Genomic DNA, 17,746 nt, shown 5'->3' with positions numbered 1-17,746 from the left:
AAAACTCCTTTGCTCATCATGATAGCGAGGTATCCAGTAATTTTTCAATGTAGCTAGCAACCTTTTCCATCGTGTTATGCTGATGGAATTCATGATAAGTCATATGCAAATGAAACGTTTCATTGATAGTTGCTAAAAAATAATACATCGATAATGAAGAGACTCCATGTGTCCAAAATTCCTCGGTAATCAAGGCATTATCACCCGTTATGTTAAGCCACATTTGTTTCAGCTGTGATAGAACAGAACCTTTATCTTGTTCATAAGTATAGGTTATCGGAAGAGATAGTTTCTTTTTATCCAATTTGCCATTGATTGTTTGAGGCCATTTTTCAACCCAAATGTAGATAGAAGGGTTTACCCAAGTCATCACATGTTTTTTGACGCTCATTTTTATATGATCAAAGCAAAATTTTTGTAGCCATGGACTAAAGGGTTCTCGGCAATGGGCATGGAATGAATCAATTTTCTCTTTCTCGATAGGTCTTATTAACGGTAGGGTACCGGACGTTGGAATTAATAGCATCTGCAAATAGTTTTGAGGGGCATTATGTTGGTATTGAATAAATGTCTCATATCCTTCGAAGTGACGATGTAGAAGCTCTTGTGCAATTTTTCGTTTTCTTTCATCCAGAGAGGGATTTGAGAGTCTTAGCAAATCATCGAGATAACCTCCTTTTTTAATTGCCAAGGTACTACAAAGATTATCAAGATAATCATAAGGAATGTTCTGAATTTTAATGGGTTTAGCCTCATGATTTTTCACAATGTCTGAAATCTCTTCGTGATTAAATTCGTTAAATGCCATAATTTGACAATCAACCTGACTTACTTCCTTTTCAATGTGCAGGATTACATCGTAGCGAAAATAATTCAGTTCATTGGAGTAAAGACCATGTTTGACATTAATGTCGACCCAACTTATGCGTTTAAACTGTTCTTTTAATGCATAAAAGAAAAGAGGGGACAGGGCAATTTCAGTCTCTCTTGATTTGTAATATAAATGAGAGGGACATATTTCGCTGTCCTCAGCATGATGACTAAAATGTTTAAGAGCAAGAAAGATATCTAACAGTTCAAGCGAACGTACATCACCAACAAATAATGTGCCCCCTGGTTTAACGGCTTTAATTAATTGTCTTAATGAATCAATGACTGATTTGATACTAGGCAAATATTGAATCACAGAATTAATAATGATGCAGCTATATAGATTTACTTCATGAATATTAATAATTGATTCTAGCTTGAAAGCAATTTTACTCAAATAAGCTTTGGGAGTGATTGATTTAACATAATCAATTGCATTTTGTGAAATTTCTACCAAAGTGACTTGTTGTGCCTTTGGCAAATAATCCAGGAGCAAACTACCGGTGCCACAACCCACTTCCAGGACCTGTGAGAGATCGGCATTTTGAATGTATCTTCGAATATTTTGATATGATTCTGCAAGTTCATCGGCTTCAAATGTATTGCCAGTAAATGAATTCTGCCAACCACAAGTGTTTATGACATCATGTTCAAACTCTTTAGCATGGGTATAGACTTCATCGTATATTTTTTCCATATAATACGAGGAATCTTCACTAATAATAGATGAACCGTGGGAAAATAAAGCTTCTTCATCAATTTCAACATAGGCTGCTAGTGTCTTGTAGTAATCATGATGCTCATGAATTTTTACCACTGCTTTTTTTACAAAGACTTCCCGCTCGATCGAGGCTTCAATTTCTCCAGCTTCAATACGAATACCCCCAAATTTTAATTGGTCATCTTTTCGTCCTACATAGCAGAGATCGTTGTCTATTTGTACGACTAAATCGCCTGTTGTATAAAAACGATCATTGCTAACTTCATCAGTAATAAATTTCGTATCGGTGAGCTCTTTGGCATTTAAATAGCCACGCGCAACACCTAGACCACCAATGTAAAGTTCCGCCTGATTAGAGTCTTCTTCATAAACAAGTTTAAGAGTAGTATTGGCAATAGGTTTTCCTAATGGTACTGATTCTGAAATAATGGGACTTTTTAAATGATGAATCATTGACCACATGCTGGTTTCGGTTGGACCGTAAACATTCCAAACGTTTCCTTTTTCATAGTCCAGTTTTATAGCAAGACTCGTTTTAAACTTTTCACCACCAACGAGAATTCGAGCCAAGCCATTATTGGCCCAGCCATTCTTTAATAAAATTTCCCAGGTAAGCGGTGTGGCTTGTATAAAACTAATATCAAAATTTGTAAGGAATTGTTTTATTTTTTTTCCATCAGCAACTACACCATGCTCTGTGAGCACAATCGGAGCACCAAGGGTTAATGGCATTAATAATTCAATTAAAGAAATATCAAATGTGTAATCGGTGAGTGCCAGGAATAAGTCATTGTTTGATAAAGCCAGAGTTTCAACTAATGAAGAAAAAAGATTCATCATGGATTGATGTTCAATTAACACACCCTTGGGCTTTCCTGTCGAGCCTGAGGTATACATCACATAAGCAAGATCATTATCACTATAGTCTGTAGAAAACTGAGTTTCTGTGTCAGTATAAAACTCCTCTGGCGTAACTCTTGTTATTCCCTCTGGTAACTTAAACTGGACGGGTATATCACAAAATAATAGTTTGGCTCTGGTTTCTTCTAAAATGTATTCAATACGATTGCAAGGAGAGGAGGGGCTGATTGGTAGAAATGCACAGCCTGCTTTTAATATCCCCACTATGGTAATAATAATATTCGGTGTTCTTTCTAATAACAAAGGAATAATTGTTTCCTTAGAAAGACCCAATTTGGAAATTTGCGTGGCTATACTATCTGACAACCGGTTCACAACCTTGTATGTGTATACTTCTTTTCCAAAGTAGATTGCTGGTTTATCTGAATAGTTTTTAACTGCTTGAGAAAATGTCTCAATAAAGTGAGGGTACATTATCCATTCCCATTGGTCGATTTTATTGTCATAATGGTAATTTTATCATCAGTTTGCATTTCTGTCCTTTTCTACTCAAGCAATAAGTATTTTGAGTTTATTAACAAAAAGTTATAAAAAGAATTGGAATAATATTAAACGTCAGGTAGATCGTCGTTTCCTACTTCCTCCCGCTTTGGGGAGATTCCTAGTGATTTGCTTTTTTACAGGAGCTGCTTGAATGTTTTTAGCAGGAAGACGATGATTGGGTTCAAAATTATCAATTTCTACTCGTTTAAGACGCTGATTAATAATTTTTTCAATATCTTGTAATTGTTTGTATTCATCGGCGCACACCAGTGATACAGCCATTCCATTATGTCCTGCTCGACCCGTACGGCCTATGCGATGCACATAATCATGAGCAACTTGAGGTAAATCAAAGTTAACTACCAAGGGTAGTTGTTCAATATCAATTCCTCTTGCAGCAATATCCGTGGCAACTAAAATTCGTATTTTTCCTGCTTTAAAGTCATTGAGTGCCTTAACGCGTTGAGTTTGACTTTTATTCCCATGTATTGCTAAAGCAGAAACATTAACTGCAGTGAGCCCTTTAACAAGTTTATTCGCTCCATGTTTGGTGCGGGAGAACACGAGGGCTTGTTGCCAGTTTTGATGGTGAATCAAATGACACAGCAACGCGGTTTTTTGTGATTTATCGACAGGATGTACGACCTGGTCTACTTTAACTGCTGTTGCATTGGGAGCAGCCACTGAAACCTCAACTGGATTTGTAAGAAACTGTTTTGCTAAATTTCGAATTTCATCTGAGAATGTCGCTGAAAATAATAAATTTTGTCGTGAACGGGGTAAAAACGAAATTATTCGTTTGATGTCATGAATAAAGCCCATGTCCAACATGCGATCGGCTTCGTCTAAAATCAATGTTTTTATTTCATGAAAACGAATGGCATTTTGTTTGTAAAGATCGAGTAACCGCCCCGGAGTAGCTACAAGAACTTCAATGCCTCCTCGTAATGCCATCATCTGTGGATTGATTTTCACACCTCCATAAACGACAGTAGAACGAAGCTTCAAATATTGACTGTACTGAGTCACATTCTCATAGACTTGTAATGCCAACTCTCGAGTGGGGGCTAGAATTAAAGCCAAAGCATGATTCGCTTTTGCTTTTGGCATTTCACTGAGACGCTGTAACAATGGTAGGGTAAACGCTGCTGTTTTGCCGGTACCAGTTTGGGCGGCAGCTAACAAATCAACGCCTTTTAAAATTTGGGGAATAGCTTTGCATTGTATCGGCGATGGGTTTTTATACCCTTGCTCATTTACAGCTTGTAACAAAGGCTTAATTAGATTTAAATTTTCAAAATTCATGGTGATACCTCTTCTTCAATCCGTGGTTTAACCACGAAGGTTTCATATTCTCAGTTATGGAAGTTGATACTCACTTGAATAGGAAAGAGGTAGTTTAAAAAATTCTTGCGTGCTCAATCGTTTAATAGAAAGTAAATATCTAAATTTCTCGGAAGATTTTCAATAATATCTTTACGAGGAGTATATTTTCTCAAAATTATGGAATAAGTTCAACTTGTGAACTTGTAGCTCTTTATTTTTCCTTGGAAAATTGATCTTAAAAATAATGCTAGTCAAGACTTTTTATTTAAAATTATTTTATATAGAATATCCTTCCGAATTAGTCTTTGTTGAAAATCCTTCTTTGTGGATATCTTTTTTGTTCCGATCCCCCTTTTTAAATGACTTACTTCATTAATTCCTAGAAAACCGTTATTTTAACGGGCGTGAAAAAAAGGAAACCCTAAAAACTTATCCCCAGAATTTGTGGATAAGTCTGTGAAAAGATCGTTTAAATCCTAAAAAATGTTCAACGTCAAGCCTAATCTTAATCTTCGTTGAAACTTGTAATCCACCATTCCTGAGAAGAGTCTGCAGTTTTCGGTACAGGTTCGATAGTAATTTTTTGTGTTAAGGGAGGTTGAAAGGGACCAGAGGCAGTGGCCCATTGATAGGTTATTAAAAATTCACAGGATGTTTTTGTTTGTGCCATTTTCTTTATGGCATAAGAAGTAATCCAGGGGCTTGAAGTTCCTGAAACCCAGTAAGGCCAGTTATTTTTAAATTCAGATTTTAATGAGTCAGAAAATAACATAAATTGAACAGCGCCGTTTCGTTCTTTATTTGCTTTGGCAAATAGTGCAGCAACTTCTTCAGGATCTTTAGGGGCCAGAGCTTTTTCCAACATTAAAATACGAGCCGCATCTGACTCAGATTGCGAAATTGTTTCGGTCATACCATAAGCAGAGAAAGATAAAAAGAAAACCAAGCCAATCAAAGTAGAATTTAAATGTGAAAATTTCATATTCTTAATAGTCGATTAGATTGTTCTCAGCTTATCTTCTTCCACCCAATAAATCTATGTATGGGTAGATATACCCATTTTGTATAAAACAAATACAGTTTAAAATTGTGCATTTATTGACCTATTTGCTTGGTAGCTTTATCAAGTACCCATCTAAAAGGAAAAATATGCATATCTATCAATTCGTTCAAAGATTTAATCAGATTATCGATGATTTAAATAAGGAACTTCAAACTTCCCCTGAAATTATCAGGGATATACTGGGTTTTAGAGATAATTTAACTGAGATATACAGTAAGCGTAATGCATTTTCACAGGCCCAGTATTGGCTTTTACAAAGGATTAACCAGTCTTTTCCAATAGAGCTTCATTTTACTGAAGAACAACATTATTTTAAAAATCAACTTATCGAGGTTATCAATACGAAGTGGCAATGTATTATTGAAATCATTGATACATTAATTTCTGGTGATTTTACTAATGAATATATCGAGTATTATCTGGATGTAATTGCCGAAGAAACCAAAACTGTACCCTATATTTATCAGGATCCTGGAGCTGATGCGCAGAATATCCGTGATGATCAGTCGTCATTAGCCTCGGTAAATGAGAATGCCCTAGATAAAAATCAAGAGATAGATTTTGCAACACCCATCGATACCAGTAGTGTCATGACAAAATATACTCTTGAGGAATCTGAGAGACGAATGAAAATGAGGCACGACATTACAGGAAAAGCAACCCCTCTTTTTTTTAAATCAACGAACAACGAGGCCTATTCCAACGATCCTATGATGTGTGTATTCAAGGTTTAAAAAAAATCCCGGCAAACTCACCGGGATCAAGTTGAGGAGATGATTAATCACGACCAGAAAAAGCACTTAGCAGATTAAGCAGACTGACAAAAAGATTATAAATTGATACAAATAAAGAAACGGTTGCTGAAATGTAATTGGTTTCACCGCCGTGAATAATTTCACTGGTTTGGAATAAAATTAAACCGGAGGAAATCAGTACAAAAGCAGCTGATATAACCAATTGTAAGGCTGGTATTTGAAAGAAAATACCTGCAATCATAGCTAACAGGGCAACCATGACACCCACAAAAAGAAAACCGCCTAAATAACTAAAATCTTTTCTGGTTGTTAATGCGTAGCCTGATAAACCAAAGAAAATTATCCCCGTACCCCCCAAGGCTGTACCAATTAATTGGTGGCCATTTGAGAAATTGGAGACATAAAAATTAAGAATTGGGCCTAAGGTGTAACCTAAAAAGCCTGTAAAGGCAAAAACAGCAATTAAGCCTAGAGCACTATTTCTTAAGGCGTGAGTTAAAAACATTAAACCATAAACCCCCACAATCATTAACAGAGGATTAAGTGGTTTGGCGTTCACGGCAAATGCTGTGTAGGCTGTCAAAGCACTAAATAAAAAGGTCATTCCGAGTAAGAGGTAGGTATTGCGTAAAACTTTGTTCGTCGCAAGTACCGCTTCACTTCGTTGCCCTAACAAGGTAACGTCATTTCTGTTCATTGCAAATAGCTCCAATTGTTTATACTGCTAGTTTAGCATATATATAGGCGTGTTGCTGCCTTTTCAAGTCTATAGAGATGCAGGTTAACTAGCAAGATTGTTCTATTTTTTTGGCACTCATGCTTTCTGGAAATTGGGACCTTCTTGCTTATATAGAAAAGCAAAAAATTATATCTAATTAAGGCATTGAAACCTTATAAATTAATCGCAGATAATGAGCTAATTACCTCCTTAATTGGAATCAATATGCCAAAAGTTGCAGCTGTGCAAATGACTTCATCAGTTTCGGTAGCTGATAATTTGAAACAAGTACAAAATTTTTTTGCGAGAGCCCACGATGAACAAGTGGATTTATTGGTTTTACCTGAAAATTTTGCCTTTATGGGCAAACAGGAAACCGATAAATTACACAAAGCAGAAAAATATGGCTCAGGGGAAATCCAGGAGCATCTAAGTCGCTGGGCCAAGACGTATAATTTGTGGGTTATTGCTGGTACAGTCCCTTTAAAAGGACTTAAAGAGAGGGCTAAATCAAGTTGTTTAGTATTCGATGATAAAGGAATGTGTGCAGCCCGCTATGATAAAATTCATTTATTTGATGTGCGTGTTTCTGAACAGGAAGCCCACCAGGAATCATCTACAATAGAAAGAGGGGATGAGATTGTTGTGGTTGATACTCCGGTTGGTCGAGTAGGTCTATCAGTTTGCTATGATTTGCGTTTCCCAGAATTATATCGACAATTAGTATTAAGAGGCGCTGAATTGTTCACAGTCCCGTCGGCATTTACAGCGGTTACCGGCGCCGCTCATTGGGAGGCCCTCTTACGAGCGCGGGCCATCGAGAATTTATGTTATGTGATTGCTCCAAATCAGGGCGGTGAACATGAAAATGGACGTCACACTTACGGACATAGCATGATAATTGAACCTTGGGGGAAGGTTATTGCGGAACAAAAAGCAGGTACAGGTATGATTACAGCAGAAGTTGATTTACAAAGACTACAGCAATTAAGACGACAATTTCCTAGCAATGATCATCATGTGCTTAATTAATGAACTAACAGTTTAGCAAAAGGTAATATTATGACTCAGGCACTAGCACTTGCCAAAGATTTACTACTAAAACCTGCATCGTTAGATGAATCAACGTTAGAGAGGTTGATTCGCTCCATGATGAGCCATCATGTTGATGATGCCGATCTTTATTTCCAGAGCACGAGTTATGAATCGTGGTATCTGGAAGATTCCGAAGTAAAAAGTGGCAGTTACTCTATTGATAGAGGAGTAGGTATTCGCGCAGTGAGTGGGGATAAAACTGGTTATGCATATTGCGATGACATCTTATTGCCAGCCATGCAACGAGCAGCTGACGCTGCGCGCTCCATTGCTTTTACCGGAGCGAAAGTAGCACAAGCAATTCAAGTAGGAGGAAAACCTGTTGCTCGCTACGCTCCACTTAACCCTATTGAGGGAATGTCTAAACAGGAAAAAATAGCCTTGCTGGAAGCCATTGATAAAGAAGCAAGACGCCTCGACTCTCGTGTTATTCAAGTGAATGCTTCTCTAAGTGGTTGTTATGAAGTAGTCATGGTTGCAGGCCTTAACGGTCAAATGATGGCTGATATTAGACCATTAGTCAGTATCCATGTCAGTGTGATTGTTGAAGACAAAAACGGACGTCGAGAGTCCGCCCGTTCAGGAGGCGGAGGACGTGTTGCCTATTCTTATTTTCTTGAAAAAGAAAGAGCGATGGAGTATGCCCGTGAGGCAGTTCGTGAAGCCTTAATTAATCTTGAGGCAGAGGATGCACCAGCTGGAACCATGCCTGTGGTTTTAGGTTCAGGCTGGCCTGGCGTTTTGTTACATGAAGCTGTAGGACATGGGTTAGAAGGGGATTTTAACCGCAAAGGACTGTCGGCATTTTCCGGGCTCATGGGACAACAAGTTGCCGCGAAAGGAGTAACCATAGTTGACGATGGGACGTTAAAAGATAGACGTGGTTCACTGACTATTGATGATGAAGGAACGCCTGCTCAGTGTACGACTTTAATTGAAGATGGCGTTTTAGTGAATTACATGCAGGATAAATTGAATGCCAAATTAATGGGAATGAAACCCACAGGAAATTGTCGTCGAGAATCGTATGCACATTTGCCGATGCCGCGAATGACAAATACATATATGCTCGCTGGTAAGTATCATCCTGATGAAATTATTCGTTCAGTAAAACGTGGATTATATGCTGTCAACTTCGGCGGAGGACAAGTTGATATTACTTCAGGTCAATTTGTATTTTCAGCCAGCGAAGCCTATTTAATCGAGGATGGAAAGATCACCAAGCCGGTTAAGGGAGCTACTCTTATTGGTAATGGACCTGAGGTTATGAAAAAGGTTAGCATGATTGGCAATGATCTTTCATTGGATGGTGGTATTGGCGTTTGCGGCAAAGACGGGCAGTCAGTGCCAGTCGGTGTTGGCCAACCCACGCTAAAAATTGATGCCTTGACGATTGGTGGAACTCGATAGTTAAATCTTAATCAGTTTCTTTCCAACGTTTAACGACATCGGTATCAATATCGAATAAATCTAAAGTTCGTCCTATGCTGTGAGTGACGATATCATCGATTGTTTGAGGCTGATTATAGAACGCAGGAACTGGGGGGGCAACGATTGCTCCCATTTCCGTCACTTTTTTCATATTTTCAATGTGCCCTAAATGCAGTGGTGTTTCACGGACCAATAATACCAATCGGCGACGTTCCTTTAATACGACATCTGCGGCTCTGGTTAATAAATTCGAGGTAGTACCGCAAGCAATGCTGGCTAAAGTCCGCATTGAGCAAGGCGCAATAATCATCCCTGAGGTTTTAAATGAACCGCTGGCAAGAGGAGCCGCAATATCGTTAATGGAGTAGCAAACATCAGCTAAAGCAGCCAATTCACTAGCGGACAAATTGGTTTCAAACGCGCGAGTTTGTTGGGCGGCTTTGGAAATAACTAGATGAGTTTCATAGTCGGTTTTTGCTAATAATTCTAAAAGGCGAATCCCATAAATAATTCCTGATGATCCTGAAATTCCTATAATGATACGTTTTTTACTCATGGGTTGATGCCTTATTACGATTGTTATGTCAATTATACCTCTAGTAATCCCAGAAATAATCAATGGATATTAAATTAAGAGCATCAATGATTTAAACAATGATAAATTCAGGTTACTTTTAGCTTAGAGTTTTGGGTAAACAGAGCTCACGCAGAGTGTGAGCTCATTAGTCAATACAGAATAATTGAACTATGATAGATGGAAATTAGTCCGTAAAGAGCCAGAGGAAAAATTTTCACCAAAGTCTTCTTTGCTTTCATTTTCTAATCCCTTCTTTAGATTACTGTAATTTTTATATTCAAAAATTGTGCCTGTTTTAGAACGGATCTATCTTGATACTGCAAATTACAGTGGAATGAATGATTTTTTGTGTGGATATGAATTGGCATAACAAGTGCTAGTGTAAATTATAAAACATTAACTATCTTGGCTATAAATGCGTTCCAGCTTCATTTAATTGTGGAGTGTTTGATTTGAATACTATCATTATCAATATAATTAACAGGAAAACGAGCCATGACAATGCAACCCCAAAAAACATTAAATCAAATTTTATTGGAGAAGGAAAAGAAGCTCCATGACAAAGTTTACCTAAGACAACCTCGCGATGGAAAATGGTATGAATATACCTGGGGGATGGTAGTTCACCAGGCAAAACAGGTAGCGAAATTGTTGCAGGATCTTGGGCTTAAACAAGGTGATCGTGTTGCTATTTTTTCAAAGAATTGTGCGGAGTGGTTTATTACTGATTTTGGAATAAGTTTAGCCGGCATGGTGAATGTGCCTTTATTTGCAAATCAACATAAAGACAGCATCAACTATGTACTTGAACATGCTGAAATCAAACTCGTATTTGTTGGAAAACTGGATGATGCGCAACGTGTCCGCAGTTATATTCCCGATGGATTGCCTACGGTAAATTTTGATTATCACGATAATTTAAATTGCTCATATCGCTGGCAGGACCTTTTAAAGAAAGAACCATCTCAAGACATTATTGCGGAACCTTCGCCTGATAATCTGTACACGATTATTTATTCCTCAGGTACTTCAGGCCAACCCAAAGGTGCTGTATATACTCATGGAATCATTGCAAATTACCTTCAATTATTTCCACAAGATATCAAGCGAATAAGAGTAGCTGATATGTACCATTTAATGTCTTACTTACCCTTAGCACATGTTTATGAGCGGTCAGCCATACAGCTTGGAAGTTTGGTCATTCCTTGCGATGTATCATTTGTTGAGAGTCTTGAGAAATTTGCAGACAATTTGCAGGAAGTCCAACCCACCTTTTTTACGGCTGTCCCACGCATCTGGGGAGTATTTCAGCAAAAAATTGAGCTTAAACTCCCCCCTAAAAAAATGGATTTTTTGCTCAAATTACCTCTAATTTCCAATTTAATTAAAAGGAAAATTAAACGTCATCTGGGTTTAGGACGGTGTACTAATTGTTTTTCCGGCGCATCACATCTCCCTGTTTCCATTCTTGAGTTCTTCGATAAGCTTGATATTAAAATTCAAGAAGGATATGGACAAACAGAAAATCTGGCTTATGCAACTTTTTCTTTACTCGGTAAGCGTCGTCCAGGCTATGTAGGTACTCCAAGGCTTCAAGTCGAATTGAAGCTCGCTGAAGAGGGTGAATTAATGATTAAATCGCCTTGTTTAATGAAAGAGTATTACAAAGACGAAGCTGCAACAAAGACTGCTTTAACATCCGATGGTTGGTTACATACGGGTGATGTTGCTGAGCTCGATGAGCAAAATAATGTGAAAATAATAGGGCGGATTTCTGAAAACTTTAAGAATCAGAAAGGAGAGTTTATCATTCCAGCACCGATTGAGAAGCGGTTTGCAGCGAATACTGTAATTGAACAATTATGCATTGTAGGCAGAGAATTACCTAATAATGTCTTGGTGGTTACTTTAAGTGAATCTGGTCGCAAACAAAATAAAGAGAATATTAAACAGGCCTTGCAAGAAAGCTTACATAAAGTAAACAGTGAACTTGCCAATTATGAAAAAATTAGTCATGTTATTGTCTTAAAAGAAAGCTGGACTCCTGAAAACGGAATTTTAACACCCACTCTCAAAGTCAAACGACGCATGGTTGAGTCTAATTATAGTGATGTTATCAAAGGCGCAATTACTCAGTCTAATTCTATAGTTTGGGCATAAATGAAAATCCAAATAAAAAAGACTGCTCATGCAGTCTTTTTTATTTAAGGGGTTAACCTATTTCATTTTGAACTGTTCTGAGTACTTATTCGCTAAATCTTTAGCTTGTTGTAATTGCTCAGGGGTTAATGTTTTTTCCAGGTCGTCACGAGATTTGCTTGAATCGGTAAAACCATTAGTCACTGCAACACTAAACCAAGCATAGGCTTCTACAGGATTAGCGGAGACGCCTATACCATCTCGATAAAAAACTCCCATTTTATTTTGTGCACGACCATATCCTTGTTCGGCTGATTTGCGTATCCAGCTAACCGCTTGCTCTAGATTTTTTGTAACCCCATCGCCGTACAAGTACATGTCACCAATATTGAATTGGGCATTAGGATTGCCTTGATCGGCACTTTTTTGATACCAGTAGGCTGCTTTTTGTAAATCCGCAGTTCCAGCTTTTCCAGTATCATAAAAATAACCAACCTCTAGTTGGGATTTCGCATGTCCCTTATCAGCTGCTTGTTGGAAATATTCGAAAGCCTTTGCTTCATCTTTGGGAACACCTTCTCCATATTTATTCAGGAGACCAAGGTTATATAAAGCGCCTGGATTGCCAAGATCGGCTGCTTTTTTATACCAGGTAATGGCCTCATTGATGTCTTTAGGAACTCCAGTTCCTGTGTCATACATAAAGCCAATGGATAATGCGGCTTCCGAGTTACCTTGTGCTGCCGCTTTTTTATACCAGGACATGGCTGTTTCGTAATTTTGTGGAACGCCAGTAGCATGATCATACATGTACCCCAAAGCATATTGGGCATCTGAATTATTCTGCGCAGCAGCTTTTTCGTACCATTGAAGTGCTTTACTGTAGCCATCTGGTGTTTCTTGATACCAATAAAAACCTGCTAACAGCACCTGAGCATCAACATTCCCCTGATTGGCTGACGCTAAGAGTAATTGCTCTGTTTTATCAGGATTATAGGTAACCCCCTGACCGTAGTAATACATTCTTCCTAGTAAATATTGAGCTTTAGGATCTCCCTTCGATGCTTCATCAGAAAGGAGGATGAATGCCTTCTCATAGCGCTGCTCATTGTAAGCTGCTTCACCTTCTTGAGTGGTGGCATATACTGAATTTAGTAATAGGGTACTGATTGCAACTGATAAAATATATTTTTTCATGTCCATGGTAGAAACCTTATACTAAATGTCCTCGTTTATAGTATATATGCAAGTTAAATTTTTGCGCGTTTAGAAGTTTAATATTGAATTCGGGGCTTAAATTTAATCCTCTATATAAATTATTCCCTATTTTTCATCACCATAACAGTGTTTTTAATAAAAATTTTACTGACCTATCAACCGACTTAAAATCTATTCTTCAATCTTGGTGTGTATTTTTAACTATATTTAAATCATGGGAAGCGCAAGCTAAGGATAGAAGTATGCCTAAGATAACTGCTGATAACATGCGTGATTATTATGATTTTAAAGCTGCCAAGGAAGGCGGAGCAGTTACAGTCTTAATTGGTAAGAAAAAATCAACAGATGATGATCCTACCCATCCTGAGTCGATTGTTTTTAAACAAGGATTAGGAGCTGCGGCGGATTTAAATGCTTCCTTAAGGCTACAAGGGAAGGCTCCCGGATTTTTGCCGGTTATTGCTTCTGGTGATGATTATTTTATCCGGGAGGCTTATCCTGAAAAAATTGCAACCAAATGGTCACAATTAACAGGGCAGGCAAAGAGTTTAATCAGTCAAGCAATGACATTATCACTCGCCATGCTTGATGCGGGCGTTGTCGATAGGGATCGCAGCATTACTAAGGGAACAGGAGATAACCTTACTGCAAGAAATTTGGTAATGAGTGACAGACTCTATTTTTTTGATTTCGAACCTGAGCGCATTATTGATTGGGGAAGTGAGTTATCGGTTGAAGATATTGAGGCGATTGAATTATGGAAAAGCACTCACGAAAATCTCATTAAAGGTTTGGCAACTAATCTGGGATTCGCTGGGCAGGTTGAAACACTACTAATAGGATTTCGCGGTGCTGCTGAAAAAGTTATTAGTACAAAAGGGGAGAGGGCATTAAAAATATGGCATGGATTGCTTGCTCCTGTTGCTGATAGTGCTAGTGAATACCAACCTCCAGTGCATTTAGTCAATACAGGAGAGTCTACTCCGATGCCTTCTGTTTCATCCTCATCAAGGCATGTTCACGAACCCCCAGTATCAGCACTCACAGTGGACACCGTCTTTAAATTAATGAAGGATTATCATACTGCAACTACTAAGTCGGCATTTTTTCTGCCAAATGAACGAGAGACCATTGAAAAAATGGCCAGAGCAATTCATGTGGTAAACAATCGTCAAGGCTCCTCTTATGAGACGTTGGAAGCCATGATTAACAGGGATAAGGATCTTGGGTTTAGGAAAACTGCTCATTCATTATTGGATAATGCAAGAGAGTACTTAATTAAAGCCTATGAAGTACAGTTGCACGACAAAGATGAACTGTGGGCCAAACCAAGAGGCCCTTGGGGACATTGATAGTCGCCCGAATGAAGCTTCTTAGGGTAAGAGTTTTTGGGTAAGTGCTTGCGCTATTGCCATGATATTCTCAATGTTCATACCTAGCTCCTTGGTATTTAGTTGCTTTTTTATCTCTTCCCACCGCGCATCGGAGCGAACAGATTCCAGAAAGTCGTGTCCAAGCCAGGTAAGGCGAATTAAATGAAAACCGTGAGGGGAACCTCCAGGTGTTTTATGAATCTTGCCATGAATTAATCCTGCTTCTTCCATAATTTCTAAATGATAAGAGATTTGAGGGTGTTCATTATTTGGAAAGCTGTCTAATGTTAAAAGCGCATTCGGTTCGAGTTCCTCTACTCGTAAGAGGATGTTTCTAATCATATCCCAGTTACGTTTCATATAAATGGCCTTAATAAACCTATTACATAGCCTATAGCAATTCTGGAAGACATTGCAAAAAAAAACCAATTATCGTAAAATGCGCAAAATGAACAAATCTGAGTCAGTCTTATTTGATAAGTTCATCGCTACTGAGGAGTCCTATGTCCTACTTACTGCCTATTAATCTCAATCATTATAAAAAGAAGATCAAAGATAGAACTACATTTCTAATTGATTCTTCTTCACAAGAAATCCCAGATGATCCTCTTTTTAGCTGCTATGAAGATTCTGAAGAAATTCGCTTAATTTCAAAAGAAACACTTGAGACATTTCAAAAGAATTTAGATGAAGTGCGGAAACTCATTCAACGGCATGGTAGTGATGGGAGTCAGATCAGTATCGCATTAGAAGCATTGGGAGAAAGTGATGATTTATCCCTCTTGCAACAAAAATACAAAGAAATATTATTAAAAAAAACAGGACAGAATATAATGGCGATACGACAATTCTGTCTATTTATGGATGTTTTGGTATTTTCGGCGCGCACTACTCCTTATTTTTTTGATACCATATTTTCTCAAAATTCCCCAGTTCTACACGATGAAATAATAGAGATTGTTATTCTAGCAAACCAAACTCCCACACATTATATGAGTTTGAGCGATTTTTTAACTCTTCTGCAAATTCATCAAGAGAGTCTAATCCAAGAAAACAGAAAAAAATTATTACATAACGGAGAAGCCTTAGGTGAAACCACCGTGGTTTGTCCTTACACCAGGAAAAAAATCTCTGTTTCTGCATCATTAGAAACTGCTGATGTTGCAAAAGATTTTTTAGCTATTTTTGTTGCTCTTTATACTTTGGCTGACTTACCGTTTAGTGAGCTTAAGGCGCATGAGTCCAAAGATTATTTGTATCAAGCCCAAGAAACTCTTTTGCGTTATTTAAAAAATCCAACGGTTTTTACTTTCACTGAAACTCAACGCAAATTTTTGGATGAGTTGGGTATTAATGACGTTAAAAATCAGCTTAATCAATTAGCTGTTCATAATCGTTTAAACTGTCAGCCAGTGTACAATCGATATAATCACTTATGGGAAAATCAAGCAAACGAAGAGACTACGATTGAAGAGAATGCCTTAAAGTTGCTTATCGATTACAACAAACAGAACTGGATTTTGCCTTCAGTTGGATTATTTTTCACCGGACACTGGCGTCGTCATCACTATGGAATAGTTGCTAAAGCGATTGAGCGTCTGCAAAGAGGCGATGATCTTCAGTCAACATTAGAAGAGTTGGAAACAGCTGCTCGAATACATCCTCAATTTAATGAGGAAGGGTCCTTAATCAACAGGCTTAATTGTATTCGCTATCATTATCAAGAAAAGGCTGCTTTTGCTGCATCTATGGAAGATGAAGTGCCCTCTTTAAACACCTTTGGAGGCTCGTAATTGATACGGCTAATTAGCGCCGTGCCCAAAGCACGGCGTGTTAGAACTTAGATAGTTATGTTTAATAGTTTTTGAGCTTCTCGAACCGTCTCATCACTAAATTTTTCTGAATCTCTATCTGCAAATAAACTGACTAGTTTAAGCAAAGAAGCAGTCTTAGCAATTTTCTCTTTTGAACCACGTATAGCCACTAATTGCTCAGGATTTGCTTGATCACTGTACAAACTAAACTTGCTGATGCCCACATATTCAGTTTTATAGTCTGTTTCTTTGGTGATAGCTGCGTAACTGCTGTCGCGATTTTTAGCTTGTTTTCTAAGAAGCTTCACTTGTTGTAATTCGCTGACATTGGCTACTAAAGTTTCTTGGCCTCTATGTTCAAAAGCATAAACAGCAGTTTCGCGAAAGTGATTCATTGAATCAATGACAGGAGAAAGAATGTGAACAGGGATGTCAATTAAAGATTTAACCAAGCTTATTGCTATTCCTATTGTGCCAAAAACTAAACCCACAAGCCCTTTCAATAGGAAGCGTGTTATACCGATAAATGAAAAAGGATTAGGACCTCTTGCTGCTCCTACTTCCAATAGGCGATTTACTAATAGATGGAGAAATTGCCATGCTCCTAGAACGACAGAGACTGGATTTAACAGTGTGTAAATAATAAAACGACCTGCTGTTTTTTGTAGGGATATTTCACCTTGGGCATTCCTTTCTAGAAGGCCCTTAATAATTGGAAAACGCAAAAATATACTTTTAAAATCAATTTTTAAATTTTTAGAATAAGAAATTCCAGGGTTTTTAAATTCATTAGTAACATTCGCTAAGAATTCATAATAGATAAATGAAGGGCTAAAATAGTTTCGTAGATAGGCTTTTTGAACGTTCTGCGTAAACGATATATTTAAAAAGAGTGGCGAAGACTTCGAGGCTGACTCATCAATTATTTGTGATAATATTTTGGAGTGCTGTTCCAGTTTTTCGTAAAGCTGTTGGCTAACTTTATAGGCATTTGTGCCAGGGATAAAGCGCAAGAGACTTCCTAAACCTAGATACTGTTTTGTGCAAAGCGTATAGACCTCAAAAATATCGTCTAACTGCTCAAGGTGAATCTTGTCATTATCTCGTGAAAAAGCTCGAGACACTGACTTAAAGCGTCGGTACATAAGACCCGGCGAAATATAAAAAGCCATAAATTGCCCTCTATTGTTAAAGGGTTTTAATTTTACACATTGACCCAAATAAATGCAATGCGTTAATTGA

General features: G+C 37.9%; 14 protein-coding genes. 6 read left to right on the top strand and 8 right to left on the bottom strand.

Annotated elements, in window-relative coordinates; all coding sequences use genetic code 11:
- Positions 1-16: 16 nt before the first annotated feature.
- The 3 genes from LHA_RS09955 to LHA_RS09945 all read right to left on the bottom strand — a co-directional run bounded on the left by LHA_RS09955 (position 17) and on the right by LHA_RS09945 (position 5,303).
- A complete protein-coding gene (locus tag LHA_RS09955) occupies positions 17-2,926 on the bottom strand; it encodes an amino acid adenylation domain-containing protein (protein ID WP_045106408.1) in 2,910 nt (969 codons plus the stop codon).
- 141 nt (positions 2,927-3,067) lie between these two features.
- Positions 3,068-4,300, bottom strand: coding sequence for a DEAD/DEAH box helicase (locus LHA_RS09950; RefSeq protein WP_045106407.1), 1,233 nt, complete (start codon positions 4,298-4,300; stop codon positions 3,068-3,070).
- 526 nt (positions 4,301-4,826) lie between these two features.
- Positions 4,827-5,303 carry a hypothetical protein gene (locus LHA_RS09945; protein WP_082060329.1) on the bottom strand — a complete coding sequence of 159 codons (477 nt, stop codon included), beginning with the start codon at positions 5,301-5,303 and terminating at the stop codon, positions 4,827-4,829.
- A 167-nt stretch (positions 5,304-5,470) separates the two neighbouring features.
- Here LHA_RS09945 and LHA_RS09940 point away from each other — a divergent pair, with 167 nt between their 5' ends.
- Entirely contained in the window at positions 5,471-6,118 is a 648-nt protein-coding gene (locus LHA_RS09940; protein ID WP_045106406.1) for a hypothetical protein, read from the top strand.
- Between the two features lie 43 nt (positions 6,119-6,161).
- Here LHA_RS09940 and LHA_RS09935 read toward each other — a convergent pair whose 3' ends face one another.
- The gene (locus tag LHA_RS09935) at positions 6,162-6,836 is read right to left on the bottom strand and encodes a Bax inhibitor-1/YccA family protein (protein ID WP_045106405.1); all 675 of its coding nucleotides are present in this window, start codon (positions 6,834-6,836) and stop codon (positions 6,162-6,164) included.
- Positions 6,837-7,082: 246 nt separating this feature from the next.
- Here LHA_RS09935 and LHA_RS09930 point away from each other — a divergent pair, with 246 nt between their 5' ends.
- The gene (locus tag LHA_RS09930; protein ID WP_045107523.1) at positions 7,083-7,889 is read left to right on the top strand and encodes a carbon-nitrogen hydrolase family protein; all 807 of its coding nucleotides are present in this window, start codon (positions 7,083-7,085) and stop codon (positions 7,887-7,889) included.
- Between the two features lie 30 nt (positions 7,890-7,919).
- On the top strand, positions 7,920-9,362 hold the full coding sequence (tldD, locus tag LHA_RS09925) for a metalloprotease TldD (protein ID WP_045106404.1): 1,443 nt from the start codon (positions 7,920-7,922) through the stop codon (positions 9,360-9,362).
- Positions 9,363-9,369: 7 nt separating this feature from the next.
- On the opposite strand, the gene LHA_RS09920 is transcribed toward tldD, so the two are convergent.
- A complete protein-coding gene (locus tag LHA_RS09920) occupies positions 9,370-9,939 on the bottom strand; it encodes a UbiX family flavin prenyltransferase (protein ID WP_045106403.1) in 570 nt (189 codons plus the stop codon).
- Between the two features lie 516 nt (positions 9,940-10,455).
- Here LHA_RS09920 and LHA_RS09915 point away from each other — a divergent pair.
- A complete protein-coding gene (locus LHA_RS09915) occupies positions 10,456-12,120 on the top strand; it encodes an AMP-binding protein (protein WP_102046648.1) in 1,665 nt (554 codons plus the stop codon).
- 57 nt (positions 12,121-12,177) lie between these two features.
- Here the strand turns inward: LHA_RS09915 and LHA_RS09910 are convergent, their stop codons facing one another.
- Positions 12,178-13,302, bottom strand: coding sequence for a Sel1 repeat protein (locus LHA_RS09910; protein ID WP_045106402.1), 1,125 nt, complete (start codon positions 13,300-13,302; stop codon positions 12,178-12,180).
- Between the two features lie 257 nt (positions 13,303-13,559).
- Between LHA_RS09910 and LHA_RS09905 the strand changes: the two genes are divergently transcribed.
- Positions 13,560-14,669, top strand: coding sequence for a hypothetical protein (locus LHA_RS09905; RefSeq protein WP_045106401.1), 1,110 nt, complete (start codon positions 13,560-13,562; stop codon positions 14,667-14,669).
- A 21-nt stretch (positions 14,670-14,690) separates the two neighbouring features.
- Here the strand turns inward: LHA_RS09905 and LHA_RS09900 are convergent, their stop codons facing one another.
- Positions 14,691-15,050 (bottom strand): DUF2513 domain-containing protein, encoded by a 360-nt coding sequence (locus LHA_RS09900; RefSeq protein WP_045106400.1) that lies wholly within the window; start codon positions 15,048-15,050, stop codon positions 14,691-14,693.
- A 143-nt stretch (positions 15,051-15,193) separates the two neighbouring features.
- On the opposite strand from LHA_RS09900, the gene LHA_RS09895 reads away from it, so the two are divergent.
- Positions 15,194-16,483, top strand: coding sequence for a DUF5617 domain-containing protein (locus LHA_RS09895; protein ID WP_045106399.1), 1,290 nt, complete (start codon positions 15,194-15,196; stop codon positions 16,481-16,483).
- 47 nt (positions 16,484-16,530) lie between these two features.
- On the opposite strand, the gene LHA_RS09890 is transcribed toward LHA_RS09895, so the two are convergent.
- Positions 16,531-17,676 (bottom strand): hypothetical protein, encoded by a 1,146-nt coding sequence (locus LHA_RS09890; RefSeq protein ID WP_045106398.1) that lies wholly within the window; start codon positions 17,674-17,676, stop codon positions 16,531-16,533.
- Positions 17,677-17,746 lie beyond the last annotated feature (70 nt).

This window comes from Legionella hackeliae, from assembly GCF_000953655.1.
Lineage (GTDB): Bacteria > Pseudomonadota > Gammaproteobacteria > Legionellales > Legionellaceae > Tatlockia > Tatlockia hackeliae.
The sequence above is the reverse complement of the archived record's forward strand: the minus strand, read 5'-3'. Positions and strand labels throughout refer to the sequence as shown.

Bases quoted from the DNA above. Each gene is read 5' to 3' on its own strand.
- LHA_RS09955 (WP_045106408.1), bottom strand. From the start codon at position 2,926: ATGTACCCTCACTTTATTGAGACATTTTCTCAAGCAGTTAAAAACTAT.
- LHA_RS09950 (WP_045106407.1), bottom strand. From the start codon at position 4,300: ATGAATTTTGAAAATTTAAATCTAATTAAGCCTTTGTTACAAGCTGTA.
- LHA_RS09945 (WP_082060329.1), bottom strand. From the start codon at position 5,303: ATGAAATTTTCACATTTAAATTCTACTTTGATTGGCTTGGTTTTCTTT.
- LHA_RS09940 (WP_045106406.1), top strand. From the start codon at position 5,471: ATGCATATCTATCAATTCGTTCAAAGATTTAATCAGATTATCGATGAT.
- LHA_RS09935 (WP_045106405.1), bottom strand. From the start codon at position 6,836: ATGAACAGAAATGACGTTACCTTGTTAGGGCAACGAAGTGAAGCGGTA.
- LHA_RS09930 (WP_045107523.1), top strand. From the start codon at position 7,083: ATGCCAAAAGTTGCAGCTGTGCAAATGACTTCATCAGTTTCGGTAGCT.
- tldD (WP_045106404.1), top strand. From the start codon at position 7,920: ATGACTCAGGCACTAGCACTTGCCAAAGATTTACTACTAAAACCTGCA.
- LHA_RS09920 (WP_045106403.1), bottom strand. From the start codon at position 9,939: ATGAGTAAAAAACGTATCATTATAGGAATTTCAGGATCATCAGGAATT.
- LHA_RS09915 (WP_102046648.1), top strand. From the start codon at position 10,456: ATGACAATGCAACCCCAAAAAACATTAAATCAAATTTTATTGGAGAAG.
- LHA_RS09910 (WP_045106402.1), bottom strand. From the start codon at position 13,302: ATGGACATGAAAAAATATATTTTATCAGTTGCAATCAGTACCCTATTA.
- LHA_RS09905 (WP_045106401.1), top strand. From the start codon at position 13,560: ATGCCTAAGATAACTGCTGATAACATGCGTGATTATTATGATTTTAAA.
- LHA_RS09900 (WP_045106400.1), bottom strand. From the start codon at position 15,050: ATGAAACGTAACTGGGATATGATTAGAAACATCCTCTTACGAGTAGAG.
- LHA_RS09895 (WP_045106399.1), top strand. From the start codon at position 15,194: ATGTCCTACTTACTGCCTATTAATCTCAATCATTATAAAAAGAAGATC.
- LHA_RS09890 (WP_045106398.1), bottom strand. From the start codon at position 17,676: ATGGCTTTTTATATTTCGCCGGGTCTTATGTACCGACGCTTTAAGTCA.